This window comes from Aeromonas ichthyocola (assembly GCF_046087985.1).
In the GTDB taxonomy this organism is placed as follows: domain Bacteria; phylum Pseudomonadota; class Gammaproteobacteria; order Enterobacterales; family Aeromonadaceae; genus Aeromonas; species Aeromonas rivipollensis.
In genome coordinates this window covers 36225-60248 of record NZ_JBJSWH010000004.1, presented here as the reverse complement: position 1 = coordinate 60248, position 24024 = coordinate 36225, and the positions used below count along the sequence as shown (strand labels likewise).

Annotated in this window: 19 protein-coding genes and 2 pseudogenes; 11 read left to right on the top strand and 10 right to left on the bottom strand. The window is 61.7% G+C overall.

The annotated features are described in order from the left end of the window. Window positions 1–101: 101 nt before the first annotated feature. Window positions 102–314, top strand: a complete 213-nt coding sequence (cspE, locus tag ACF2JD_RS12630) for a transcription antiterminator/RNA stability regulator CspE (RefSeq protein ID WP_025328559.1) — start codon at window positions 102–104, stop codon at window positions 312–314. A gap of 307 nt (window positions 315–621) precedes the next feature. Next, window positions 622–2577 carry a ligand-gated channel protein gene (locus ACF2JD_RS12625; protein ID WP_111911738.1) on the top strand — a complete coding sequence of 652 codons (1956 nt, stop codon included), beginning with the start codon at window positions 622–624 and terminating at the stop codon, window positions 2575–2577. 71 nt (window positions 2578–2648) lie between these two features. Here the strand turns inward: ACF2JD_RS12625 and ACF2JD_RS12620 are convergent, their stop codons facing one another. Together ACF2JD_RS12620 and ACF2JD_RS12615 are read right to left on the bottom strand one after the other, a co-directional pair. After that, complete coding sequence (locus ACF2JD_RS12620; RefSeq protein WP_440987550.1) at window positions 2649–4034, bottom strand: ATP-binding protein; 1386 nt, start codon at window positions 4032–4034, stop codon at window positions 2649–2651. Window positions 4035–4041: 7 nt separating this feature from the next. Further along, window positions 4042–4764, bottom strand: a complete 723-nt coding sequence (locus ACF2JD_RS12615; protein ID WP_025328561.1) for a response regulator — start codon at window positions 4762–4764, stop codon at window positions 4042–4044. Window positions 4765–4964: 200 nt separating this feature from the next. On the opposite strand from ACF2JD_RS12615, the gene ACF2JD_RS12610 reads away from it, so the two are divergent. The 4 genes and pseudogenes from ACF2JD_RS12610 to ACF2JD_RS12595 all read left to right on the top strand — a co-directional run bounded on the left by ACF2JD_RS12610 (window position 4965) and on the right by ACF2JD_RS12595 (window position 7163). Next, a complete protein-coding gene (locus ACF2JD_RS12610) occupies window positions 4965–5321 on the top strand; it encodes a hypothetical protein (RefSeq protein ID WP_106885609.1) in 357 nt (118 codons plus the stop codon). Window positions 5322–5689: 368 nt separating this feature from the next. Then, a complete protein-coding gene (locus ACF2JD_RS12605) occupies window positions 5690–6028 on the top strand; it encodes a hypothetical protein (protein WP_440987694.1) in 339 nt (112 codons plus the stop codon). A 600-nt stretch (window positions 6029–6628) separates the two neighbouring features. Further along, window positions 6629–6864, top strand: a pseudogene (locus tag ACF2JD_RS12600) (hypothetical protein); the annotation flags it as partial. Between the two features lie 149 nt (window positions 6865–7013). Next, entirely contained in the window at window positions 7014–7163 is a 150-nt protein-coding gene (locus tag ACF2JD_RS12595) for a hypothetical protein (RefSeq protein WP_440987549.1), read from the top strand. Window positions 7164–7224: 61 nt separating this feature from the next. Here the strand turns inward: ACF2JD_RS12595 and ACF2JD_RS12590 are convergent, their stop codons facing one another. Both ACF2JD_RS12590 and ACF2JD_RS12585 read right to left on the bottom strand, forming a co-directional pair. After that, entirely contained in the window at window positions 7225–7644 is a 420-nt protein-coding gene (locus tag ACF2JD_RS12590) for a hypothetical protein (protein ID WP_106885607.1), read from the bottom strand. A gap of 144 nt (window positions 7645–7788) precedes the next feature. Next, window positions 7789–8790, bottom strand: a complete 1002-nt coding sequence (locus tag ACF2JD_RS12585) for a sensor domain-containing diguanylate cyclase (protein ID WP_163135519.1) — start codon at window positions 8788–8790, stop codon at window positions 7789–7791. A gap of 395 nt (window positions 8791–9185) precedes the next feature. Here ACF2JD_RS12585 and glnK point away from each other — a divergent pair, with 395 nt between their 5' ends. Both glnK and ACF2JD_RS12575 read left to right on the top strand, forming a co-directional pair. Then, window positions 9186–9524 (top strand): P-II family nitrogen regulator, encoded by a 339-nt coding sequence (gene glnK / locus ACF2JD_RS12580; RefSeq protein WP_025328566.1) that lies wholly within the window; start codon window positions 9186–9188, stop codon window positions 9522–9524. Between the two features lie 25 nt (window positions 9525–9549). Beyond that, window positions 9550–10791: an ammonium transporter gene (locus ACF2JD_RS12575; protein WP_234691500.1), complete on the top strand. Its 1242-nt coding sequence runs from the start codon at window positions 9550–9552 to the stop codon at window positions 10789–10791. Window positions 10792–10853: 62 nt separating this feature from the next. Here ACF2JD_RS12575 and ACF2JD_RS12570 read toward each other — a convergent pair whose 3' ends face one another. Then, a complete protein-coding gene (locus ACF2JD_RS12570) occupies window positions 10854–11798 on the bottom strand; it encodes a helix-turn-helix domain-containing protein (RefSeq protein ID WP_440987548.1) in 945 nt (314 codons plus the stop codon). A gap of 75 nt (window positions 11799–11873) precedes the next feature. Between ACF2JD_RS12570 and ACF2JD_RS12565 the strand changes: the two genes are divergently transcribed. Continuing rightward, a complete protein-coding gene (locus ACF2JD_RS12565) occupies window positions 11874–12272 on the top strand; it encodes a VOC family protein (protein WP_440987547.1) in 399 nt (132 codons plus the stop codon). Window positions 12273–12506: 234 nt separating this feature from the next. Here ACF2JD_RS12565 and ACF2JD_RS12560 read toward each other — a convergent pair whose 3' ends face one another. Then, window positions 12507–12986, bottom strand: coding sequence for a GNAT family N-acetyltransferase (locus ACF2JD_RS12560; RefSeq protein WP_393935789.1), 480 nt, complete (start codon window positions 12984–12986; stop codon window positions 12507–12509). A 563-nt stretch (window positions 12987–13549) separates the two neighbouring features. On the opposite strand from ACF2JD_RS12560, the gene ACF2JD_RS12555 reads away from it, so the two are divergent. After that, entirely contained in the window at window positions 13550–13867 is a 318-nt protein-coding gene (locus ACF2JD_RS12555) for a hypothetical protein (protein WP_162627298.1), read from the top strand. Between the two features lie 4 nt (window positions 13868–13871). Beyond that, window positions 13872–14360 carry a hypothetical protein gene (locus ACF2JD_RS12550; protein ID WP_162627299.1) on the top strand — a complete coding sequence of 163 codons (489 nt, stop codon included), beginning with the start codon at window positions 13872–13874 and terminating at the stop codon, window positions 14358–14360. Window positions 14361–14365: 5 nt separating this feature from the next. On the opposite strand, the gene ACF2JD_RS12545 is transcribed toward ACF2JD_RS12550, so the two are convergent. From ACF2JD_RS12545 to recC, 4 genes and pseudogenes are all read right to left on the bottom strand, one after another. Next, entirely contained in the window at window positions 14366–14899 is a 534-nt protein-coding gene (locus tag ACF2JD_RS12545) for a transglycosylase domain-containing protein (RefSeq protein WP_440987546.1), read from the bottom strand. A 32-nt stretch (window positions 14900–14931) separates the two neighbouring features. Further along, a complete protein-coding gene (gene recD, locus ACF2JD_RS12540; protein WP_440987545.1) occupies window positions 14932–16971 on the bottom strand; it encodes an exodeoxyribonuclease V subunit alpha in 2040 nt (679 codons plus the stop codon). An 8-nt stretch (window positions 16972–16979) separates the two neighbouring features. Further along, window positions 16980–20582 (bottom strand): exodeoxyribonuclease V subunit beta, encoded by a 3603-nt coding sequence (gene recB, locus ACF2JD_RS12535; RefSeq protein WP_440987544.1) that lies wholly within the window; start codon window positions 20580–20582, stop codon window positions 16980–16982. Beyond that, window positions 20582–23978, bottom strand: a pseudogene (gene recC / locus ACF2JD_RS12530) (exodeoxyribonuclease V subunit gamma). The gene recB and the pseudogene recC overlap by 1 nt, the downstream one beginning before the upstream one ends. Window positions 23979–24024: the final 46 nt, after the last annotated feature.

Below are 24024 nucleotides of genomic sequence, written 5' to 3'. Positions count from 1 at the left end.
AATAATTCTCCTTCTTTAGTGCTCCCCATACGTATTGCTGACGAAAAATCATGGATTGCTACACACGTAGCGTTTCAACATCACTATTCAAGGAAATTATTATGTCTAACAAAATGACTGGTACCGTAAAGTTCTTCAACGCTGAGAAAGGTTTTGGCTTCATCTCCCCGGCTGACGGTGGCAAAGACGTGTTCGTACACTTCTCCGCTATCCAGTCCACCAGCTTCAAAACCCTGGACGAAGGTCAGCGCGTTGAGTTCACCATCGAGCAAGGCCAGAAAGGCCCGGCTGCTGCCAACGTAGTTGGTCTGTAATTCAAGCCAGGAAGCCTTTTCGTCAATCGAAAAGTCCTTCTGCAAGAATTGAAAAAACCCGCCTCGGCGGGTTTTTTGTTATCTGGATTCCCATCATTACCGCTCTCCCCTGCCAAAACTGCCCCCTCTTACCGAACAAAATGCAAATGATAACCAATATCAATTGCATTTGGTTCTTATTTGCCTAGAATGCCTGCCGACAAATGTCATCCATTTGAGGCTCAGCTCCGCCGTCCCAGTGCGACACCAAGATCCCGGGACTCAGTGGCGGGTTGAGAAACTTTCCTTCCCAGGAGTTCAGGTTTTCATGACTAACATCCCCATTACCCCTCTCGCCACCCTGATCGTCGCCGCACTGGCCAGCCAGGCCCACGCCAGCCAGAACGAAGTCATGGTGATCACCGCCTCGGGTTTCCAGCAGAAGATCGAAGACTCTGCCGCCTCCATCTCGGTCGTGACCCGGGAACAGCTGGAGAAGCGCGCCTACCGTGACGTGACCGATGCCCTGAAAGACGTCCCCGGGGTGGTGATCACCGGAGGTGGCAGCAGCAGCGACATCAGCATCCGCGGCATGGGAGCCAAGTACACACTGATGCTGGTGGACGGCAAGCGGGTCGACAGCCGTGGCACCCGTCCCAACAGCGACGGCCCCGGCATAGAGCAGGGCTGGTTGCCGCCGCTGCAAGCCATAGAGCGGATCGAGGTGGTGCGGGGCCCCATGTCCTCCCGCTACGGCTCGGACGCCATGGGGGGCGTCATCAACGTCATCACCCGCAAGAGCACCAGCATGACGGCATGGCAGGGGTCGGTGCATGCCGACAGCACCTTCCAGGAGAACAAGGCCTCCGGTGATCTCTTCCAGAGCGATGCCTACACCGCTGGCGCCCTGGTGGACGGGCTGCTTGGGATGCGCCTGAACGGCCAACTCTCCTATCGCGGCGAGGATCAGTTCGAGAATGGCTTCGCCGAGCAGGAGATGCGCAGCGGCACCGCAGTGTTCAGCCTGACCCCGGACGAGCACAACAGCGTCGACTTCGAGGTGAGCCGCGGCCTGCAGGACAGGGATCGCACGCCGGGTGAGTCCATTTCGGCCAAGGCCAAACCTAACCTGAGCACCTACGAGCGCACCAACTACGCCATCACCCACGACGGCCGCTACGACTTCGGCTCCTCCACCAGCTATCTGCAACGGGAAGAGAGTACCAACCCGGGTCGGCAGATGAAGATGATCAACACCATAGCCGACACCCATACCCAGATCGTCCTGGGGGATCACTACCTCAGTGTCGGCGGCCAATACCGCTACGAGGATCTGCAGGATCAGGGCAACCAGCTGAATGTGGCCAATCGCGCCGACCAGCTGACCCGCTGGAGCTGGGCCCTGTTCGTGGAGGACGAGTGGGCCCTGACCGACAGCTTCGCCCTCACCGGCGGCGTGCGCATGGACAGGGATCAGAACTACGGCAGCCACTGGAGTCCACGTCTCTACGGGGTCTGGCACCCCGCCGAGTTCTGGACCCTGAAGGGAGGCGTCTCCACCGGCTACCGCTCCCCCGATCTGCGCATGTCAGCGGCCAACTGGGGCCAGGCCACCGGCGGCGGCACCCAGGATGGCATGCTGGTCGGCAGCCCGGCCCTACAGCCGGAGAAGAGCGTCAGTGAGGAAATCGCCCTGTTGTGGGATGGCAGGCAGGGGCTCAACGCCGGGCTGACCCTGTTCAATACCGACTTCAAGGACAAGATTGCCGAGACCCGTCGCTGCACCAGCAAGCAGGATCCCGCCTGCACCCTGAACGGTCACAGCTATGACTTCATCAGCGATCGCATCAACGTCGACGAGGCCAACATGCGCGGGGTGGAAGGCACGGCCAACTGGGCCATCAACCCGCAGTGGTCCCTGGCCTCCAGCTACACCTTCACCCAGTCCGAGCAGAAGAGCGGCCCCATGGCGGGCCTGGCACTGAACCAGATGCCGCGCCACATGTTCAACACCACGGTCGACTGGCAGACCAGCGAGGCGGTCGGCCTCTGGTCCAGGGTCAACTTCCGCAGCAAGACCTCGGACTACCTGAGCCGGGTCAAGATGGCCGAGGGCACCCCCTCCTACACCTTCTTCGACACCGGCCTGGTCTACAAGGCCAATCAGGCGCTGAGCGTCACCGCCGGCATCTACAACCTGCTGGACAAGAGGGTGGATTACGCCAGCTATGGCACAGTGCTGGATGGACGCCGCTACAACCTGGGGCTGACCTACCAGTTCTGATCCTCTCGGGTGCGAGAGATGAAAAGGCCCGCCGAGTGCGGGCCTTTTCATGGGCGACGGGAGGGGAACTATCAGCGCGGCAGGCTGATCCTGGCCTCCAGGCCGCCCTCGGCACGGTTGTGCAGGGTCAGCTCGCCGCCGTGCTGATGCACCAGGGTGCGGGCGATGGCGAGCCCCAGCCCCACGCTGCCCGACTCGGTATTGCGGGCCTCGTCGAGCCGCACGAAGGGTTTGAACACCTCCTCCAGCTGGCCCTCGGCTATGCCAGGCCCCCGATCGCAGACCAGGATCAGCAGCTCGGATTCGGTTCGCTCCAGGGACACCTCGGCCCCGCCCGCGTACTTGATGGCATTGCCGATGAGGTTTTGCAGCACCCGGCGCAGGGTATTGGCGCGGCAGGCATAGACCTGCTTGCCCTGTGCCAGGCAGATGACGGGTTGACCGGTATCCGCATAGTCATCGCACAGGCTCTCCAGCAGGCTGACCAGATCCAGCTCCCGGGTCGCCTCCTGCTGCCCCTCCTCCCGGGCGAAGCTCAGGGTCGCCGCCAGCATCTGCTCCATCTGTTGCAGGGTCTGCTGGAATCGCTCCTTGTCCTCGCCGTCTGCCAGAAACTCGCTGCGCAGCCGCAGGCTGGTGATGGGGGTGCGCAGGTCATGGGAGATGGCGGCCAGCATCCGGGTCCTGTCCTGCACGAAGCGATCGAGCCGGGTGTGCATGCGGTTGAATGCCTGGATGGACTCGCAGATCTCGGTGGGCCCCTCCTCGCGCAGGGGCTCTATGTCCTCCCCGCGCCCCAGCCTGTCGGCGTTGGCGGCCAGCTGTTTGAGGGGCAGGGTCGCCCGGCGGAACAACCAGATCATCAGGCCTATCACCAGGCTCGCCACCAGCAGCAGGTTGAGGGTGGTCTGCCAGGACCAGCTCACCGCCTCCTTGTCCACCAGGGAGCTGAACTGCAGCCAGCCCCCGTTGGGCAGCTGGATGGAGCCATAGAGCCGCATGTCCTGGGGCGGCGGCATGCCGTTGCGATCCTTCATCATGCGGTTGTGGTGCTGCCAGGCCCGGCTGCGCTGTATGTCCTGCTTCAGCTCGGCGCTGATCTCCACCGACAGGGACGACGGATACCCGAGCTTGGCCCGTACCAGCTTCTCGAAGCGGGGGCTGCGGTTGTCCGGTTGCAGCGGCTCGTCGGCGAGGCGCAGCAGCAGGGTCTCGCTGCGGCTCGCCTTGAGGATCTCGTGATAGAGGGAGGGGGGGGAGAGGGAGAGCAGCCGCACCACAGAGATGATCCGCTGCATGGCGTTGCGGCTGTTGACGTAGCCGAGCGCCTCCTCCCGATCCGAGCGGTAGATCTGGATGCTGAGCAGCTGGATCAACACCAGTCCCGCCAGGGCCACCAGCACTATCTGGCCGGTCAGCCCCTTGGGCAGCAGCCTGGCGAAGAAGCCCTTGATCATGCCAGCCTCACTCCTGGGTCACATCGGCGGCAAACAGATAACCGCCGCCCCAGATGGTCTTGATGAGCTCGGGATTCTTGGGATCCCGCTCCAGCTTGCGGCGCAGCCGGCTCACCAGGGTATCTATGGCACGATCGAAGGCGACCGCCTCCCGGCCACGGGCCAGATCCAGCAACTGATCCCGGCTCAGCACCCGCTGGGGGCGCTCCAGAAACACCTTGAGCAGATCGAACTCGGCGGTGGAGAGGCTCATCCCCACCCCCTCCTCGTCCACCAGCTCGCGGCGATTGATGTCGAGCAGCCAGCGATCGAAGCGCAGATCCCGGGTCAGGGCCTCGGGGACGGGCTGGATCTCCGCCTGGGTGCGGCGCATCACCGCCTTGATGCGGGCCAGCAGCTCGCGCGGGTTGAACGGCTTGGCGAGGTAGTCATCGGCCCCCATCTCCAGGCCGATGATGCGGTCCGTCTCCTCCCCCATGGCGGTGAGCATGATGATGGGCAGACGGGACTTCACCCTGAGCTCGCGGCACAGAGTCAGGCCATCTTCCCCCGGCATCATCAGATCCAGCACCAGCAGATCGAACTCCCGCTCGTCCAGCAGCCGCTTCATCTCCTTGCCATCCCGGGCACAGCTGACGCGCATGCCGTGTTGTTCCAGAAAGCGCTTGAGCAGATCGCGGATCTCGCTGTGATCGTCGACCACCAGAATATGAGGGCTGCCTTGGTTCATCATTGTCTCTCCCGTTATCGAGCTGGGGCGATTATACGAGAATCAATCGGGCGGGTTGTGTCAAAGTGTGCCAGAGCGCCAAGATGCCACACTCTGCTACAAAATAGGCTTCAACTGGCAAAATTCAGACACTTCCACGGTGTTTACTGGATACCAAGGCGAAAGAGCCTCTACCCGTATTCATCCGACAGGAGTTACCCATGAAAAAGCTGACCAAGACCCTGCTGACCGCCACCCTGATCCTCGGCCTGCCGCTGGGCGCCTATGCCGCCAGCGAGGCTGTCTCCACCGCCCAGCCGACCCAGGCCACGGCGGCCGGTTGCCCCATGGACGGTTCCGGCATGATGGGCGGCAAGCACCATGGCGGTCGCCACGACAAGATGGCCCGCATGAAGAACATGACCCCGGAGCAGATACAGGCTCACCTGCAACAGCGCTACGACAAGATTGAAGATCCGGCCAAGAAGGCCGAGTTCGTGAAAAACCTCGGCCTGCGTGCCGACGGCATGATCAAGCACGCAGAAGTGATGAAACAGTTTGCCGAGGCAAATCAGTAAGTCGAGGTGATGAAGCAGTTCGCAGAAGCGAACCAGTAAGTCGAGGTCATGAAGTCGTTTGCCGAGGCAAACCAGTAAACCGATACGACGAAGCAAGCAAGATAACGACAGGGTGGCCATGGCCACCCTGTTTTTTTCGTGTCCGCTCAACCGCCCTGTCCTGCGACTGACACCGCCATGGCGCCACTTTTCTGCCTCCCTGCACCGGGATATGTGAGCGATAACAAACGTTTTATTTTCGAAATAGCTAATAATGGCGGCTCAAACAACAGGATCGGGCAAGGCCCCGGCCACAGTGGACAGGAGTCGTTATGGGATGGAATCTGGGCACAATCAAGGGGCGTTATACCGCCGTCTTCCTGGGGTTCATGGCGCTGGTGTGCGCCCTGACGGTGATCGGCGCTCCCGGCCTGCTGTGTTCGTCAACTGGCACCGCCGACGTCAGCCCCGGCCTGCTGTTCGTCAACTGGCACGATGCCGTGAGCAGCAATGAGGCTCACCCCACTCTGGTAATACGGCAACGCCACCGGTCTTCGGTGGCTCATCTGGCCCCTGCCGGAGAAACGCGAGGCGGGCCGCGCCAAGTTCAGCACCTTCTATCACAGGGCGGGCCCAACGCCCTGATCCCCAACACCTACTGGAACTCGGCCGAGGCGCCGAACTACTCGCATGCCCTACAAGGCGGGGCAGCAGGCTCCCCGCGCTAAGCCGTCTGGGCCGCCGCCTACAAATACCCCGCCAGCGGGAACCAACTGCGCCATGGGGTATTTACCGGGACGGCGCCCTCTACGGGGTGCCTCGACCATAGACGTGACTCTGGGGTTCTTCAACGAGCTGGTGACCAGGAAGGAGCAGGAGAGGGAATCTGCTACAATGATATAGGCTGACTGGCAAAGTTCAGACACCAGTCTGGTGTGGTGCTCGGCGACTCTCCGGCCGACTACCCTTGCGCCCGAGGCCATCGCCGGCCTGCTCGGCCAGGACGCGAGCAAGGGCTTGCTGCGCACAGGAGATTCCAGACCATGAAGAAAACCCTGCTGACCAAGACCCTGCTGACCGCCGCCCTGATCCTTCCTGCCGCTCGGCGCCTATGCCGCCAGCGAAGCCGTCACGCCCGCCCGCCCAGCCCGGCATGATGACCGACTGCCCGATGGATGGCAGCGGCATGATGGGCGGCATGCGCCCTGACGGCCCTGTACCAGGGTCAAGGGTCATGACGAGCTGGACAAAATAGCCCTGTCGGTGAACCGCTTCATCGCCTACCTGCAGCAGCAGGTGACTACGCCACCGACCTCATCACCCGGGAGCTGGCACCAAGAACTGCCAAGACCCTGCTGACCGCCACCTCGGATCCTTGGCCTGCCGCTCGGCGCCTATGCCGCCAGCGAAGCCGTCACGCCGCCCAGCCCGGCATGATGACCGACTGCCCGATGGACGGCAGCGGCATGATGGGCGGCAAGCACCATGGCGGCCGCCACGACGAGATCGCCACATGCGGAACATAACACCGGAGCGAATCCAGACTCACCTGCAGCAGCGTTACCCAGGGGGTGGCCGAGGCCGTGGTCGCCATGGAGCAGACCAAGCGCAGCTGCCAGGCCGCAGCCGACACCACGGGTCAGGTCACCGGCGGGCTCGAAGAAGGCTGAATTCAGCAGCCAGATCGCCACCGCCGCCGAGGAGCAGAGCCGGGTGACCGAGGAGATCAACCGCAACATGGTGAGCATTCGCGACATGCTGAACCTGCTGGTGCAAAACGGCAGCCAGACCGAGCAGAGTGCAGCGTCACTGCTCGGCTCCAACCGCCAGCTGCTGGCCCTGGTGCGCCGCTTCAAGGTGTGATGGCGAACGCCAGCCAGCAAAAAGGGGCCCGCGGGCCCCTTTTCATGCACGTCGTTCAGACTCAGGCCTTGGCTTTGTCGGCTAGGTTCAGGGTCTTGACGGTTTCGCCTTCGAACTTGATGACGACGCTCTTCTGAGCGGCTTCGGTATCCTTGAACAGGGTCTTGGAGGTCTCTGCCAGCATGGGAGATACCTTGTTCAGGGCGCTCAGGTCATAGGTCCACACTTCCAGACCGGCTTCGGTCTTGGTGCTGGCCGGGGCGCCCAGCTTGTCCTTGATGGCCTGCTTGTTGGAGCCGCCTTCCTTGATATCCAGGGCCGTTTTGATCGCTTCGTTGGAGGCGCTGTCCACGGCAGTACCGGCCATCTCTTTGGCGGTGCTGGTGACGCTGCTGGTCACGGAGTCGGTCAGGGAATCCATCAGGCCGGCGTGGGCAACCAGGGGCAGGGCGGTCAGGGCAATCAGAAGGCACTTTTTCATTAAGATACATCTCACAGGAATGAAAGAGCGCGCATCAGACCAGTGAGCTCGATTGGAGTCAAGATGATCCCAAGGTCAAGCCGCATTCGGGGGGGAAGAGGGACTATCGGCTGGACAGGGCGGCCGGGGACGGATAGCGGCCCCCTAGCCAGAGAGCTGATCCTTGCCCGCCAGCTTGGCCCGGTAGAGCGCCCTGTCCACCCTCGCCATCAGCTGGTTCAGGGGTTCATCCGGCATGGACTCCACCAGACCGAAACTCAGGGTGATGGGCTCCACCCCCTTGACCCTGGCATAGCCCAGTCGCTGTCGCAGCTTTTCGGCCACCACATGGGCCTCCGCCAAGCGGGTGTTGGGCAGCACCAGCATGAACTCGTCGCCCCCCCAGCGGGCCAGCAGATCGATCTCGCGGATGGAGCCGCGGGTCAGGCGCACTATGTCGATCAGGGTCTGATCCCCCACCCCGTGGCCGTGGCGATCGTTGATCTGCTTGAAGTCGTCCACGTCCATGGCGATCACGGCGAAGGGCTCCTTGAAGCGCCGGGCGCGCTCATACTCCAGCCGGACGGCCTGCTCCAGCCGATAGCGGCTGGCGGCCCCGGTCAGGGAGTCCGTCTCCGCCAGGCGGCGGTTCTCCTCCACCTGATGCTGGAGCGCCAGGTTGAGCCGCTCCAGCTCGGCGGTGCGCTCCGCCACCTGCTGCTCCAGGGAGCGATTGTGCAGCTCCAGCCGGGCGTAGAGCTCCCGCTGGGCATGAATGTCCCGGTGCGCCCCTATCATCCTGGCCACGGAGCCATCCGGGTTGCGCGCTATGATGCGGCCACAATCCTCTATCCAGATGAAGTCCCCGTTGCGGCAGCGACAGCGGTACTCGGCCCTGTAGTCTGTAGACTGGCCGCTCAGATAGGCATCGAAGCGGGCCATCACCCGCGCCAGATCGTCCGGGTGGATCAGGTTTTCCCAGGTGAATACCGTGTTGTCGAGGGTGTGCGGCTCATAGCCCAGCATCTGATACCAGCCCGGATTGCGATAGACGAAGCCGGTGTTGGCATTCCAGTCCCAGATCCCGTCGCTGATGACCTCCAGAATGCCGTGTACCGCGGCCTCATTGAGATCCTGGATCCTGATAGTGTCATTGTCCTGCAGCATGGAAACCATCCTTGTCTTGCCGCCGCAGGGTGCGGGGCATTCCAGCCTGATGTTTGCGAGAAATGACAGCGGCAGACGGCTGCACAGCCCGCTATCCGTTGATCGATGAAAACCGCCAGCGCTTGTTCCGGTTATCGGCCGCCCCCAGGCTCCCCTGAATAACAGTAGCAGCAGGGCCTGCCGCCAGTCTTGAGCGCCGTCACGCCTTCCCTCTTTTGTCTGCCCACCCCCTTGCACCATGGCGGTGCACCCCCTTGGCGCAGCCCTGCCCAAATGGGGCACCTCTCGTCACTCCCTCGGGCAGCGATGAAATAAATCATTGAATAAATAGGGAAAAATTCTTGGCGCAATATTTGCCTTTGTCTGAATGAACCACCAAGGATTGGGGACATTGCATGAAGTTAATCACTGCCATCATCAAGCCGTTCAAACTCGATGACGTTCGCGAAGCCCTCGCCACCCTCGGCGTAGAGGGGCTGACGGTCTCCGAGGTCAAGGGGTTTGGCCGCCAGAAGGGGCACACCGAGCTCTATCGAGGCGCCGAATACCAGGTGGATTTCCTGCCCAAGGTGAAGCTGGAGATCGCCACCCAGGCCGACAACGTCGAGCCCATCATCGAAGCCATCAGCCAGGCCGCCCACACCGGCAAGATAGGTGACGGCAAGATCTTCGTCTGCGACCTGCTGGCCGCCGTGCGCATCCGCACCGGCGAGACAGACGCAGACGCCCTTTGATACGACTGGAACCGAGGAACACGACATGGAAGAGTTGATCACATCCGTCAGCGAGCTGCGCTATGCGCTCGATACCTTCTACCTGCTGATCTCCGGCGTGCTGGTCATGTGGATGGCCGCCGGGTTCGCCATGCTGGAGGCGGGCCTGGTACGCGCCAAGAACACCACAGAGATCCTGACCAAGAACATCCTGCTCTACGCCATCGCCTGCGTCATGTACCTGCTGGTCGGCTACAACATCATGTACGTGGACAACGGCGCCGGCGGCTGGTTGCCGAGCTTTGGCAGCCTGATGGGCAGCCAGGCCGAGGATGCGGGCCACTCACTGCACGCCGACTTCTTCTTCCAGGTGGTGTTCGTGGCGACCGCCACCTCCATCATCTCGGGGGCGGTGGCCGAGCGGATGAAGCTCTGGTCCTTCCTGCTGTTCTGCGTGGTGATGACAGGCTTCATCTACCCCATAGAGGGCTACTGGAGCTGGGGCGGCGGCTTCCTGAAAGAGGCGGGCTTCTCCGACTTCGCGGGCTCCGGCATAGTCCACATGGCGGGCGCAGCCGCAGCCCTGGCCGCCGTGCTGCTGCTCGGCCCCCGTCGTGGCAAATATGGCAAGCAAGGGGAGATCCATCCCATCCCCGGCTCCAACCTGCCGCTCGCGACCCTGGGCACCCTGATCCTCTGGATGGGCTGGTTCGGCTTCAACGGCGGCTCCCAGCTGGCGCTCTCCAGCGCCGCTGACGCCACCGCCATCGGCACCGTCTTCGTGAACACCAATGCTGCCGCGGCCGCCGGTGTGGTCGGCGCCCTGCTGGTCAGCAAGCTCACCTGGGGCAAGGCGGATCTCACCATGATCCTCAACGGTGCCCTCGGTGGTCTGGTCGCCATCACAGCCGACCCGGCCTCCCCCAGCCCGCTGTTCGCCAGCCTGATCGGCGCCCTGGCCGGAGCCCTGGTGGTCTACGCCATAGTCGCCTTCGATCGCCTGAAAATAGATGACCCGGTCGGCGCCATCTCGGTACACGGGGTCTGCGGCCTGTTCGGCCTGATGGTGGTGCCCTTCTCCAACGCAAGCGCCACCTTCGGCGCCCAGTTGCTGGGGGCCGCCACTATCTTCGGCTGGGTCTTTGCCGTCTCCCTCATCGTCTGGAGCCTGCTCAAGGCCACCATGGGCCTGAGGGTCAGCGAAGAGGAAGAGATGCTGGGGGTGGATGTCCACGAGTGCGGCGTCGATGCCTATCCCGAGTTCGTCAGCATCAAATCCAGCAGCTGACACAGACTGCTGCTTGCGGGGCCCGGGGATTACCTCGGGCCCCGCTCTTTTTTGGGGTACCCTCAGCGCCCCTTGAAGGCGGGGTGATGCAACCGGCGATAGTGGCTCGGGGCCAGTCCGTGCTGGCGCTTGAAGGCGGTGGAGAAGTGGTATTCGTTCTTGAAGCCGCACTGGGCGGCCAGCAGCTTCACCGAGTCGGCCCGGCTCGCCAGCAGGAGCGCCGCTCGCTGCAAGCGCAGCCGTTGCAGCAGCGCCATGGGGGCCAGCGCGAAGTGCTGCTGACAGAGCCGATGGAGCTGGCGCTCCGAGAGATGCAGGGCGGTGGCCATGCGGGCGATGTCCCAGCCCTCGGTCAGGGATTCTTTGAGCATCAATTCGAGGCGCAGGGCCAGCCGCTCGCCGCGACTCTGCCCCTCCCCCTTTTGCAGCAGGCGGCGCAGGTAGAAGCCGAGCTGCTCCACCAGGAGCGCGCTGAGCAACGGGTCCTGATGGCGCTCCTGCTCCGCATAGAGGTTCTCCAGGGTGCGCAGCAGTGTCCCCTGCTGGGAGGTGCACCCCAGACGAGGGCGGCTGGCGAAGGCATCCCAGGGGGAGTCCTTGTGCAGCAGCAGCCACACCAGATCCCAGTCGCCCTTTGCCGTCGGCTGTTGCTGTGCTGGCAACTGCGTCTCTGTTAGCCCCGTCTCCGGTAACTGCATCTCTGGCAACTGCGTCTCTGGCAACCGATAGCAGAGCGGCTCCCCCGCCGGGATCAGGGCCCACTCCCCCACCGGCAGCCGCGTGAAGCCATCCCCCAGCCGCACCTCCCCCTCGCCCCCCAGGGTGAGCAGGAAGCAGTGCACCTCCCCCAGGCGGCGCTCGATGCGATAGCGGGTCTTGAGGCGCGAGTAGCCCGCCAGCCAGACCCGCTCCTGGCCGAGGGCGGGCAGCAGGCTGTCGCAGCAGATCTGCTCGCGGCAGTCGGGGGAGACATCAATGAGATCGGGGTTGGCAGTTTCAGACATCATCAGGACGGGCTCAGCCATGTCGAAGGATTAGGCCAGAGCATAACATCAAGGGCATGGAGTCACAGGAGACAAGCCATGCACATACATCACATCGCCATCTGGGCGCAGGATCTGGAGGCACTCAAGGCATTCTACTGCACCCTGTTTGGCGGGCAGGCCAATGAGCGCTACCACAACCCGACCAAACAGTTTTCGTCCTACTTCGTGCGCTTCGAGGGGGGCGCCAGTCTGGAGCTGATGCATACCCCCACTCTGTTTCCGGCAGATCTGCACCTGCCGCACCCGCTGCAAGGGCTGGCCCATCTTGCCTTCTCCCTCGGCAGCGTGGAGGCGGTGGATCAGATGACGGCACGTCTCAAGCTGCTCAAGAGCGCCGAGGTCAAACACCTGGACGGCCCCCGCTGGACCGGCGACGGCTATTACGAGAGCACCTTCCTCGATCCCGAAGGCAACCGGCTGGAGCTGACTGTTTAGCCCCTTGGTTGGCCCCTCACCCTGACCCTCTCGTAAGTTCGATTAGCGAAGCGTAATCGGACAGCGGTAACGGCATTGCTCCCTTCTCCCATTTATTAAAAAAGGAGGAGAAGGGCTGGGGATGAGGGGGCGAAAAAAAGAGATTACGTGGTAAACGTTGGGCTTCGCTTCGCTCAACCACAACCTACACAATCGGTAGGTTGGTGCTGAGCCTGCGAAGCCCAACATACGAGATTATTTTGCCAGTTCAAGTCGATAAAAATCCGTCTCTTCGTGTTTTGGATTGGAACGCAAAAAGGTCCAGCCCGAACGCCGGTAATGGTTCAGCGCCCGCAAATTGGTGCGACTCACGGAGAGAATGGCCCATTTGCAGCCTGCCCCCAGCAACTGCTGGCGGATATATGCCTGCAACTCTGCGGCCAGGCCGGTGCCACGATACTCGGGGAACAGATAGATAAGCTGCACATAGCCGGTCTCAGGCTCATCGGAAATGCTGCGAAATTCCAGCTGACCCACCAGTTGTTCACCCACCCAGACATGGAGGTAATGCCATTGCGCTTGCCCCAGCCTTTCGCGGATCCTCTCCCGATAGCCGTCGATAAAGTCGGCAAAGCCATCATGGGTATGAAAGCTGCAAAAATAGGCATCCCTGCGCGCCTGCACACAGTGTTCGTAGTCCCGCTCCAGATCGATGGTGTTAAATTCAAGTAGCAATCAATAAGATCCTGTCGTGAGTAGGTAGGGTGTAATAAGCGAAGCGCATTACACCTTTTGGCAGATAAATAGGAGCGGTGCAATTCACTTCGTTCATTGTACCCTACCGTCCCTCACCCTGCCCTCTCCCAAAGGGAGAGGGGATCATCCGACATCGAGGATATAGCGTTGGCAATCGGGAAAAGTTCGGGAGTGGCGGATTGCACGAATTTTCGATGATGCAATATTCGATTGCATGATGCTTGATTACGCGATCGTCCGATTACGCTTCGCTAATCGAACCTACAAATATCCGATAAACCTGTGGTGCAAACCAACTCAAAGGGAGTCAAATCTCCCTTCTCCCCTTGCGGGAGAAGGGCCGGGGATGAGGGGAAGGAAAAAAGAGAGCTCGCGGTAAACGTTGGGCTTCGCTACGCTCAGCCACAACCTACGCAATCGGTAGGTTGGTGCTGAGCCTGCGAAGCCCAACATACGAGATACAATAAAACAATGGAGTTAATTGTAAGAAATGTATAGGATTATATCTCAGCTAACATTGAGCATCATTCAAGGAAAGTAACGTGCTGCAAGGTGAGTTTACTAGCATAGGATATAATTCATTATCATTTATAGAAATATCTAATATTACTGAAGACAAAATTAAAATAAAAGGTATTTCTTTATGGGGTACAAATACGGAAGCACCGAGGACAGGAGAGATAGAACTTATATTAAATAATTTAGGTGACGAATATATATTTTGGGGAGATGGTATGAACACTCCTAAACAATTTATCCTGACCGCCAAAAACAAGAATCAACTTACTATTCATGAACATGGATACATGGGGGTTTATGGACTCAATGTAACATTTTCTGGCAACTACGAAAGAGTATAAAACAATGTCTTTTAATTCCTTCCTACCTGATATTCTAGCTACAATATTGGGTGGTATAATCCTAACTCTATTTTTCTTTTTCACCAAAGAAAAAATATTCCCCTCACCAAATATAAATGGTTTATGGAAACTTATAGTCTATACAGAAAAGACTATTTACAACCCATTCAGAAGCATGACTCTTGAGTATGACGTTCTTTTATGGTCTGAAAATAATAATATATATGGAACCGTAGAGAAATGTTATGAAGACTCTGTTAATGGGAAAATTCGTTTTGAAGGGGACAGAAGAACAACTGGGGTTGTTCAGGGCTCTATTAATAAGAACTATTTTGGTAAGGATAAGATACTCCTCCATATAACTGAAAAAGGACGAAGAAGACAATCATCACACTATTATGATTTAATAGTAAGCGATGATGTAATAATTAGTGGAACATTCCAATCTCTTATAGCAAAACAAGAGGGAATAGCTTTCTTGATAAAAGTTTAACCATTTCATCTATAAAGATCGCCATGGTTGTTTTTAAGTTTATATGTTATATGTATAGTTCTATATAGTATTTTTAAATCTTGTTTTGAGTTTTTCATTTTGGATTGTGGATATTTTAACCTTGCAATTAATTGAGCTGCATCGATGAGGCTCAATTTTTCAAAGTCTATTTCTAACTTTGCAGCCGCATTAATTACACCATGCATATCCCAGCCGAAATATGCCAAATGAAGGTACTTGTTCAATATTTTTTCTCTACCATATTTTTTCGTGATTCGCCTTGCTAAAGAAATTTCAACAATCTTTCTCTTTAAGCTAACTTGGTAATTAGACGTGATAACTCGCACCAATTGCATCGCAACTGTAGACCCCCCTTCTCTCTTCTTAAATACTCCAGTTTTGATGACAGCTCTTAACAAAGCAAAATAATCAACCCCTGAATGTCTCCAAAAACGATGGTCTTCGCCTACAACGAGTGCATTTTTTAACAAAAAAGGAAGTTCGAGGCAGCATTCATCTCCCATTGCTTTTTCTATCAACGTCCACTCTTTCGAAAATATATATTTTATGTTCAATCTAATAACCTCTCCGCCAATCCGGAATAACGCTCGGTCTTTTTCCGCACGGCCTGTGCCAGCAGGGCGCGATCGCCGTAGAGATCGAGGCGCGCCTTGGCGCGGGTGATACCGGTGTAGACCAGCTCGCGGGTCAACAGCGGGCTGGGGCTGTCGGGCAGCACCAGCACTGTGTGGGCAAACTCGGAGCCCTGGGATTTGTGGATGGTCATGGCGTAGACGGTCTCGTGGGGGGGCAGGCGGCTTGGCAAGAGCGCGCGCAGGCTGCCGTCCGGCTGCTCGAACCACACCTTGAGGCGGCCGGTTTCATCGGGCAGGCAGAGCCCCATGTCACCGTTGTAGAGGCCGATCCCGTGGTCGTTGCGCACCACCATCACGGGGCGGCCCGCATACCAGTCGCCGTCGCGCTGGATCAGCCCGGCCCGAGACAGGGCCAGTTCGAGCCGCTCGTTGAGCCCCAGCACCCCGAAGGGTCCGTCCCGCAGGGCGCAGAGGATCTGGAAGCCGTTGAACGCCTTGAACACGGCAGACGCCTCTTCTCCGGCGCGGGCCGCCTTCAGATAGCTGCCGTAACCGGCCACCCCCTGGGCAATCAGGGCCTCGTAGGCCTCTCCCGTCCAGGGGTGCAGGCTGATGTCCTTGAATCCCGCACTCCAGACCGATTCCACCGCGGCGGCATCGCCCGCGTTGCAGGCCCGCGCCAGCTGGCCTATGCCGGAGTGCTGATCGAAGCGCCAGCTCTTGGAAAGCAAGCAGAGGCTGTCGCGCACAGGTGCACCGGCAGGCGAACCCTGCAGGCGGTAGCCGGTCTGGCGGGAGAGCCAATCCGCTTGCGCTGGGCTGATGCCTTGTTCGATAAAGCTGCAGATATCCCCGAGCACGGCCCCCGCCTCCACCGAGGCGAGCTGATCCTTGTCGCCGAGCAGGATCAGGCGGGCGTGGCTGGGCAGCGCATCGAGCAGGCGTGCCATCATGGGCAAGTCCACCATGGAGGCCTCATCCACCACCAGCAAGTCGAGGTGCAGCGGGTTGCCCGCGTGGTGGCGGAACTGGCTGCGCCCCGGAATGACCCCGAGCAGCCGGTGCAGGGTGCCTGCTTCGGTGGGGATGGCCTGGGCCCACTCGGGGGGCAAGTCCAGCGCCTGCAGGGCGGAGCCTATGCTCTCGGTGAGGCGCGCCGCCGCCTTGCCGGTGGGGGCCACCAGCCGGATCGCCGGTGCCTTGCCTGCTTGCAGACCGGTCTCCACCAGGATGGCCAGGAGCTTGGCAACAGTGGTGGTCTTGCCGGTGCCGGGGCCGCCGGAGATCACCGCAAAGGGGCGCGCCGCCGCCGTGGCCGCCGCCAGCTTCTGGCCATTGCAGCAGAGCGCCTCGGGCACCAGCGCATCCAGCTTGCCAAGGTCGCTCGCCGCCTGGGCGCTCCCCAGCAGCGCCTCTATGGCGGGCCAATCCACTTCATTGGGGAACACCAGATCCAGATACTTCTCGACGAAGTGGCGGGCCGAGAAATCGGGGGCGAGGCGGGCCTTGAGCAGCGCCCCGAACACCAGACCGTGGTCGCGGGCAAAGAGGCGCGACAGGGCCGGGGCTATCTCCGGCCATTCGGCACGTTCACTTAACGCGCGCAGATGGCGGGCCACCCCCAGCTCAAAATCGTGGTAGCGGGTGAGGTAGAGCCGCCCGTGCCAGAGCCGCAGCGGCCAGCGGGGGGCCTCCCCCTCATGCTGTTCAGAGCCAACCAGCGGACTTGCCGCAAAGAGGGCGGGCCAGCTCGCAGGATCCGCCAGATCCCCCAGCAGATCCCGGCTCTGATCCGGATCCAGCCCGAACGGGCGCAGGGATCCGGCAGCGAGCATGTCAAGCGGCAGGCAGACATGACCGCGTCCAAGCTCGAAGCAGGTGAGCGCCGCTCCCAGCACCAGCTCGGGGCCGCCGCCCAGATCGGCCACCAGTTTGGCAAATTGCAGATCCAGCTGGCGGATACGCCCCGCCAGCGCCAGGGCTTTCAGCCGTTCGATCATACCGTCGCTCTTCATCTCGCCCCTCATGCCTCTGCCTTGTTTGGTTTTTCTAAACGATGATCGTCAGGCATCACACCTTTACTAAACAACTTGTCGAGCCCCAGCACCAGTTCACGACTCGGACGGGTATGGAATACCCCCCCTTGCGGCATGCCGCGCAAGAAGAGATAGAAAACCCCGCCAAAGTGCTGGTCAAAGTCGTAGCCCGGCAGCCGCAGCGAGAGCAGCCGATGCAGCGCCAGGGAATAGAGCTGGTATTGCAGGTCGTAGCGATGATCACACATGGCCCGCTCCAGCGCCGGACGTCTGTAGTCGGCCGGGCTCATGCCGAGGTGGTTGGATTTGTAGTCGAGCAGATACCAGCGCCCCTGCCACTCGAACACCAGATCGATAAAGCCCTTGAGCATCCCCTGCACTGTGGCGAAGCCCAGCGGCTTGTTGCCCCGCGACAGGGGGTCGTGCTGCTGGCAGAGGGCGGTGAGCGCCGGTGCCGTCACCCGCCCCATGGGCAGGAAGAACTCCAGCTCCACCTGCTTGCGATCGGGGGCCAGATCCCGCAGCCGCACCGGCTCCCCAAAACCAGTATCCAGCGGGGTATCGAGCACCGCCTCCACCTGCTGTTGCAACACGGGCGCCCAGCTCTCGTCAAAACCATCCTGCGCCAGCAGGGTGGCGATATGCTGTGCCAGCGGCTCACCAGCGGCGCTCTGAAAGTCGATGGTCTCGAACAGGCTGTGCAGCAGGGTGCCGGGGCGCGCCCCTTTCGGGAAGGTGAAGATGGAGGGCTGGGGCGCCTCCTCTTCCTGCGCAGCGGCCGCCGCCTCGGTCACTACCTCGTCATCGAAGCCGGGGTTCGCCAGGACCCCCTTGCCGTGGCCGTTCCCCTGGGCCGCCAGCCCGGAGTAGGAGCTGATCCACCAGTCCCGCTCAAGGGAGCCGGTAAAGTGGCGCACCTGGGGCTCGCCCAGCTGCTCCTCCTCTGGCGGCAGCGGGGCCGGACGGGTGAGCGAGGGCTCACAGACCACCACCCCGGGCAGCGCCTGGGCAAGCTCGGTGAGGGCGGTCGCCAGGGTCTCGGCATCTCCCTCTTCGCCCTTTTGCAGCAGGTAGCCGATGGCGGTGTGGTGCAGCTCTGTCTTCTCCGACTTGCCGTTGCCCGAGCGCACCGGGGCCAGCCCCAGCCAGGTGGCGTAGACGCCCCGGGTCAGCGCCACGTAGAGCAGTCGCAAGTCTTCTGCAAGGCGCTCCCTGTCCGCTTCGGCCAGCGAATGGTCGGCACCAGTCAGGTCGAGAATGGTGCGATTGCCCCCCTCGTCCGCCTCGTGATAGAGCGGGGTCTCGGCGGTTCTGTGGCTGCAGATGAAGGGCAGGAACACCAGGGGGTACTCCAGCCCCTTGGATTTGTGGATGGTGACTATCTGCACCAGCTTGCGCTCGGATTCGAGGCGCAGTACCTGCTCCGCATCCTGGCCGCCCGGGCGGCTCACCGCCTCCCCCAGCCAGCGCAGCAGGGCATATTCCCCGTCCAGCTCGCTGCTTATCTGTTGCAGCAGCTCGCCGAGATGGAGGAAGTTGGTCAGCCGCCGCTCGCCATAGGGGCTCGCCAGCAGGGAGGAGGCGAGATTGCGCCTGTGCAGCAGGGCCCGCAGCATGGCCAGCACGCCACGGCGATGCCAGATCGATCGGTACTCCATAAACTCCTGCACCGCGCTCTCCCAGGCCCGCTCGTCCGAGGCCAGCGCATCGAGCGCTTTGGCATCCAGATCAAAGAGCCCGGTCGCCAGCGCCGCCCGCAGGCTGCGCTCTTCGCTCGGGTTCTGGCAGGCGTGCAGAATAAGCAAAATCTCCCGCGCCTCCACCTGCTCCAGTACGCTCTCGCGGTTCGACAGATAGACAGAGGCGATGGCGAGCCGTGCCAGCTCCTGCTGCACCAGCTTGCCCTCGGCACCGGTACGCACCAGCACGGCGATATCCCCCGCCTTCACCGCCTTGTCGCCTATCAGCGCCTTGCCCTCGCGGGCCTGGGTCAGCAGGCGGTGGATCTCGGCGGCCGTGGCGCGGGCCATCTTGCTCTGGTAATCCCCCCGGTTGAAGGTGGGCTGGCCGCTCAGCTGCCAGCAGTGGAGCACGGGGGCGGTGACGCCATCCAGCAGCAGCGCCTTGCTCTTGCCCTGGGCCTCCACCGGCAGGAAGGGGATATCCGCCTCGTAGATAAAGGGATCTTTCGCCCGCTCGAACAGGCCGTTGACCGCCCCCACCAGCGCACCGCTGGAGCGCCAGTTGCGCCCAAGGGTGTAGTGGGCGCTCACATTTCGCCGCGCCTGAATGTAGGTAAAGATGTCGGCGCCGCGAAAGCCGTAGATGGCCTGCTTGGGGTCACCGATCATCAGGAGCGCCGTGTCGCTATGGCCGCCGTAAAGCCGGTGGAAGATGCGGTACTGCTGGGGGTCTGTATCCTGAAATTCATCTATCATCGCCACCCGGTAGGTGGCGCGAATGCGATCGCAGAGCCGCTCGCCAAGGCTGGAGCCGAGCGCCCCGTCGAGATCCTTGAGCAGGTCATCGAAGGAGAGCTGATGAGCCTGGCGCTTGCTCGCCTGCATCCGGCTGCGCACCACCTTGGCCGCCCGTTGCAGGATGAGATCCCGAATACCGGGGCGGCTCGCCAACAGCTGGTCGATCTGGCTGAACAGCGGCAGGGTCGGTGGCGCCTTCCCCTTGTTCAACTTGGCTTCCAGTGTCTCCTGGCCGAAGCGTTCGAGATCCTTGGGCAGCGCGTAGCCGCTCCCCTCGTCCTCTGCCCAGTCGCCGATCTTGGCGAGCCAGCCTTCGTAGTTCTTGCCGGTGTAGAGCTTCATCTGCCCCTCGGTCTGGCGGCGGATCTCGTCCCCCTGCGCCAGCCACTCGCGCTTAACAGCCCCGATACGGGCCATGGCAGCCTGATGGCGGGCGGCGAGGGTCTCATCCCCCAAGGCCGGGTGTATCTCCAGCTCGCTGTTGTCGAGCCAGCCGTTCATCTCCCGCAACAGGGCGGCGGGGCTAGGCCAGAGCGCGCGCACCGAGCTCGCCAGGGTTTTATCCACCGGATAGAACTCGGCGCGCCAGTAGTCGCTCACCGCCTGCAGCCGAAGCTGGCTGTCGTCGGTCAAAAATTCTGTCTCGAACAGGGCGCCCGATTCGAAGGCGTTTTGCTTCAGCATCCGCTGGCAGAAGCCGTGGATGGTGAAGACAGCCGCCTCGTCCATCTGGCGCTCGGCGGCCAGCAGGCGACGGGCCGCCAATTCGTGATCGTCCACCTCGTCCAGCAGTTGGGCCAGCAGGGTGTCACTGCTATGGCCGCGCATAAAGGCGAGCCGCGCCTCGTGGATGCGGCCGCGGATCCGCCCCCGCAGCTCGGCGGTGGCCGCTTCGGTAAAGGTCACCACCAGAATTTCGGTCACCGAGAGTGGCCGCTCGTGGGCACTCGGCTGACCGGCATCGGCCCCCTCTTCAATGAGCGGGCCGTGACCCAGCAGCAGGCGCAGGTAGAGACCGGCTATGGTGTAGGTCTTGCCGGTACCGGCAGAGGCTTCGATCAGTCGTTCACCGTGGAGGGGAAAACGCAGGGTATTGAGCGGGTTGGCCATTATTTCAGCTCCTCCAGGGTGGTCAGCAACGGGGTCAGATGTTCCCGGGCCAGGGCCTGCAACTGGCCCAGCACGGCGTCATCCAGTTCGGGGAAGCAGCGGGCGACGTAAACGTCTTGCCCCTCCCCCGTCACCATGTAGCCGCCGTTGAAGCGAGTGAGGGCCGCCTTGTCGGCTGCCTCCGGCTTGTCCGGATCCTTCTCGATCGCCCTGAGCCACTCCCAGGCGGTGTTGGGGAAAAACGGCAGCGGCCGCTTCATCCCCTGGGCCCAGAGGGAGACCAGGGCCGCCAGCCTGGGGCGCGCCTCCTCGGCCGGAAGAGCTGGCAGCCGCAGACTCTGTTTGGCATCGAACAGCAGGGTGTCGCCGGGGGCGCAGCTCAATGAGAGGCAGAGGTGCTGAACCCAGCCCAGCAGCAGATCCTTGCCGTTGAAGCTGCCGGGTTTGACCACCAGCAAGCGCCCCTTCTGGGTGTCAATCCACCCCTGCAGCTGGCCCTGGGCCAGGGAGATATCGATCTCCACCGCCCGTTTTTCTGCCTCATTGGCCGCAACCCAGGGGCGCAGCCGATCCGCCAGCTTGCCCATCTCGGCGTCCAGATCCTCCAGCAGCAGGCTGCCGAACCAGCCTTGCGGCAGCAGGCCGGTGAGCTGCAACCGCTCGCGCCGCACTGAGCTATCCCCCTGTGCCAGATGGGCATCGAGCAGCAGGGCCTTGAGCTGGTAGTGCTGCAGGCCGTCCAGCTCGAACGGCTCGCTGTCTTCGATGTTGGCTTCGTTCAGCTCGAACCACACCTTGAGGCGACGGTTGAGGAAATACTTGGTGGGCTGGCGATAGAAACGCAGCAGCTCCGCCAGCTCCAGCCCCTGCTCCTTGCCCCATTCGGGAGGTAAAGGCAGCTCGCCGCTCTGGAAGTTGGCCGCGCCGCGCACCGGATTGAGGGCGGGCAGCCAGTCGGCGGCATAGGTAAAGAGGCCGGACCCCGCCTGTGGGTAGAAGTAGTTGCGGCTGTAGGGGGTGAGCGGGTGCGCCACTATCAGATGTTCGAGCAGCCGCTTGCCGGAAGTTTCATCGTCGAAGCTCTCATCCCCCGCCAGCACGAAGCCCTGACGCACATAGTCGATCAGTTCCGCCAGCAGCACCGAGGGCACCTTGTCGCTGTTGTCCTGGGCGCTGAAGCCCTGATAGCTGATATAGAGCCCCTGCTGGGCGCTCAGCAGCGCCTCGAGGAAGAGGTAGCGGTCATCATCCCGGCGGGAGCGATCCCCCCGCCGCGACGCCACCGCCATCAGATCGAAGCCCATGGGGGCCAAAGTGCGCGGGTAGACGCCGTCGTTCATGCCGAGCAGGCAGACCTGCTTGAAGGGGATGGAGCGCATCGGCATCAGGGTGCAGAAGTTGACCTGACCGGCGAGGAAGCGCTGGCTGGAGCGGGACTCCCCCAGCACGCTGCCGAGATAATCCTGCAACAGGTCGGCGGTGATGGGCTGATCGAAGCGGGCCTCCCCGAGCTGGGTCTGCCAGTCGGCCAGCTGGCTGCGAATGAGCTGCAGCTGACGCTCTTCATCCTCGTCGGCCAGATAGAAGCGCTCCAGCAGCGCCAGCAGGCAGGCGTTCCACTCTGCCAGCGGCTGCGCCTGTTGCAGCCGGGGCAGGAATTCGGCCAGCGAATCTACAAACCAGGCGAGCTTGCCGAGCGCCAAGCCCTGCTGACCCTCGATCTCGGCATAAGGGGCCCTGCTGACCCCCAGTGTTGTCGGCACAGGGCAAGATGCCAGCCACCGGCTCCCCATCCCCCATGGCAAAGCCGAGCAGCATGCGGCGCAGGCCGAACAGCCAGCTGTTGCCGGACATGGGCGGCAGATCGAAGCGGACGGGATAGCCGTCATCCAGCCCCCAGCGGATGCCGGTCTCCTGCACCCAGACCCGCAGCTGGTTGAACTCGTCGTCATCCAGCTCGAAGCGGCGCAGCACGGCGGGCACCTCGAGAATGGCCAGCAGCTCGCCGGCACCGAGGCGGGCATTTGGCAGGTGCAGCAGGGCGAGGAAGCTTTGCAGCAGCGGGCTCTCCTGGCTCGCGGCTCTGTCCGATACAGCGAAGGGGATCTGGCCACGGGCACCAAACACCGCCTGAATGTAGGGGCCATAGCTGTTCACGTCCGGCATCATCACCACCACATCTTTCGGAGTGAGGGACGGGTCCTGTTCGAACAGCGCCAGCAGCCGGTCATGCAGCACTTCGAGTTCGCGCATAGGGCCGTGGCAGGCGTGGATCTGCAGGGATCCATCCGCCGGGCTGATGGGGCTCTTGTGATGGCTGCTGTCGAGGTCGAACTGACCGGCGCCCCGTTCTGCCAGCTCCAGCACATCCTTCTGGATGGCGCGCAGCAGGCTGATATTGCCCTGCTCATCCACCTCGTCGATATCGACGAAGGCTTCGATTTGCGGCACCTCCAGCTCCATCAGCTGATGCAGGTAGTCGCGCCCCAGCTTGCCCATGGAGGCGAGCAGCGGGTTGGCGGGCCCTTGCAGGGTCTCGATGTCGGTGCCGGGTTTGAGCCTGGTTTCGAGCCGCGCCAGGGTTTTTCTGTCCAGCAGATCCCCCCAGTAGTAGCGGCAGGGGTTGGTGACGAACAGGTGCACCTCCACCTCGGGTCGGCTGCCGAGGGCCAGCAGGGCCTCCACATAGCGTGGCGGCAGCGCCGAGATGCCGAACACGAAGACCCGCTGGGGCAGCTTGCCCGGCAATTCACGGGTGCGCGCCAGCTCGTGGATAAACTCCTCGTAGAGGTTGGCTCTGTGGTAGCCGCTGGGCGCGAGGGCCAGGGTGCGGGCCACCAGCTCACGCCACAGCTCGGGTTGCCAATCCTGACCGCTCACCCCGGCCAGCTCCTGACTACCTGTTCCGACAAGGCCCTCCCCCTCTTCCCAGCGGGCTATCCAGTCCGGCCGATAGACCAGATATTGGTCGAACAGATCCGCCACCTTCTGGCAGAGCTGCCACAACCTTACTTGCTCGGGATCCTGGGCAGGATCCTCGTTATCCCCCCCCAGATAGGCGGCCAGCGGCGCAAAGGCGGGCCTGTCCAGCAGGGCGGGCAGAATGGTCATCAGCTGCCAGCTCATGGATCCCTTGTTGTAGGGGCTCTGGCGGGGCACGTCTGCCAGCACCTGGGTGAACATCTCCCAGATGAAGCTGGCTGGCAGCGGGAAGTCGATATTGGCGGCGATGCCGAAGGCCTTGGCCAACTCCAGCTTGAGCCACTGGGCCATGCCGGGACTCTGCACCAGGATCTGCTCGTGCTCGAAGGGGTGAGAGAGGGGCGCCTGCCGGATGCGGCTCACCAGCAGCTCCTTGAGCAGATCCAGCTGATTGGAGTGGTAGAGGGTAAACATGGACGACTCCCGCCAATTTCATGAAGAGGGGTGCGCGCCGGAAAAG

Coding starts and splice junctions, on each gene's coding strand:
- cspE (WP_025328559.1), top strand. CDS start 102: ATGTCTAACAAAATGACTGGTACCGTAAAGTTCTTCAACGCTGAGAAA.
- ACF2JD_RS12625 (WP_111911738.1), top strand. CDS start 622: ATGACTAACATCCCCATTACCCCTCTCGCCACCCTGATCGTCGCCGCA.
- ACF2JD_RS12620 (WP_440987550.1), bottom strand. CDS start 4,034: ATGATCAAGGGCTTCTTCGCCAGGCTGCTGCCCAAGGGGCTGACCGGC.
- ACF2JD_RS12615 (WP_025328561.1), bottom strand. CDS start 4,764: ATGAACCAAGGCAGCCCTCATATTCTGGTGGTCGACGATCACAGCGAG.
- ACF2JD_RS12610 (WP_106885609.1), top strand. CDS start 4,965: ATGAAAAAGCTGACCAAGACCCTGCTGACCGCCACCCTGATCCTCGGC.
- ACF2JD_RS12605 (WP_440987694.1), top strand. CDS start 5,690: ATGGCGCTGGTGTGCGCCCTGACGGTGATCGGCGCTCCCGGCCTGCTG.
- ACF2JD_RS12590 (WP_106885607.1), bottom strand. CDS start 7,644: ATGAAAAAGTGCCTTCTGATTGCCCTGACCGCCCTGCCCCTGGTTGCC.
- ACF2JD_RS12585 (WP_163135519.1), bottom strand. CDS start 8,790: ATGCTGCAGGACAATGACACTATCAGGATCCAGGATCTCAATGAGGCC.
- glnK (WP_025328566.1), top strand. CDS start 9,186: ATGAAGTTAATCACTGCCATCATCAAGCCGTTCAAACTCGATGACGTT.
- ACF2JD_RS12575 (WP_234691500.1), top strand. CDS start 9,550: ATGGAAGAGTTGATCACATCCGTCAGCGAGCTGCGCTATGCGCTCGAT.
- ACF2JD_RS12570 (WP_440987548.1), bottom strand. CDS start 11,798: ATGATGTCTGAAACTGCCAACCCCGATCTCATTGATGTCTCCCCCGAC.
- ACF2JD_RS12565 (WP_440987547.1), top strand. CDS start 11,874: ATGCACATACATCACATCGCCATCTGGGCGCAGGATCTGGAGGCACTC.
- ACF2JD_RS12550 (WP_162627299.1), top strand. CDS start 13,872: ATGTCTTTTAATTCCTTCCTACCTGATATTCTAGCTACAATATTGGGT.
- recD (WP_440987545.1), bottom strand. CDS start 16,971: ATGAAGAGCGACGGTATGATCGAACGGCTGAAAGCCCTGGCGCTGGCG.
- recB (WP_440987544.1), bottom strand. CDS start 20,582: ATGGCCAACCCGCTCAATACCCTGCGTTTTCCCCTCCACGGTGAACGA.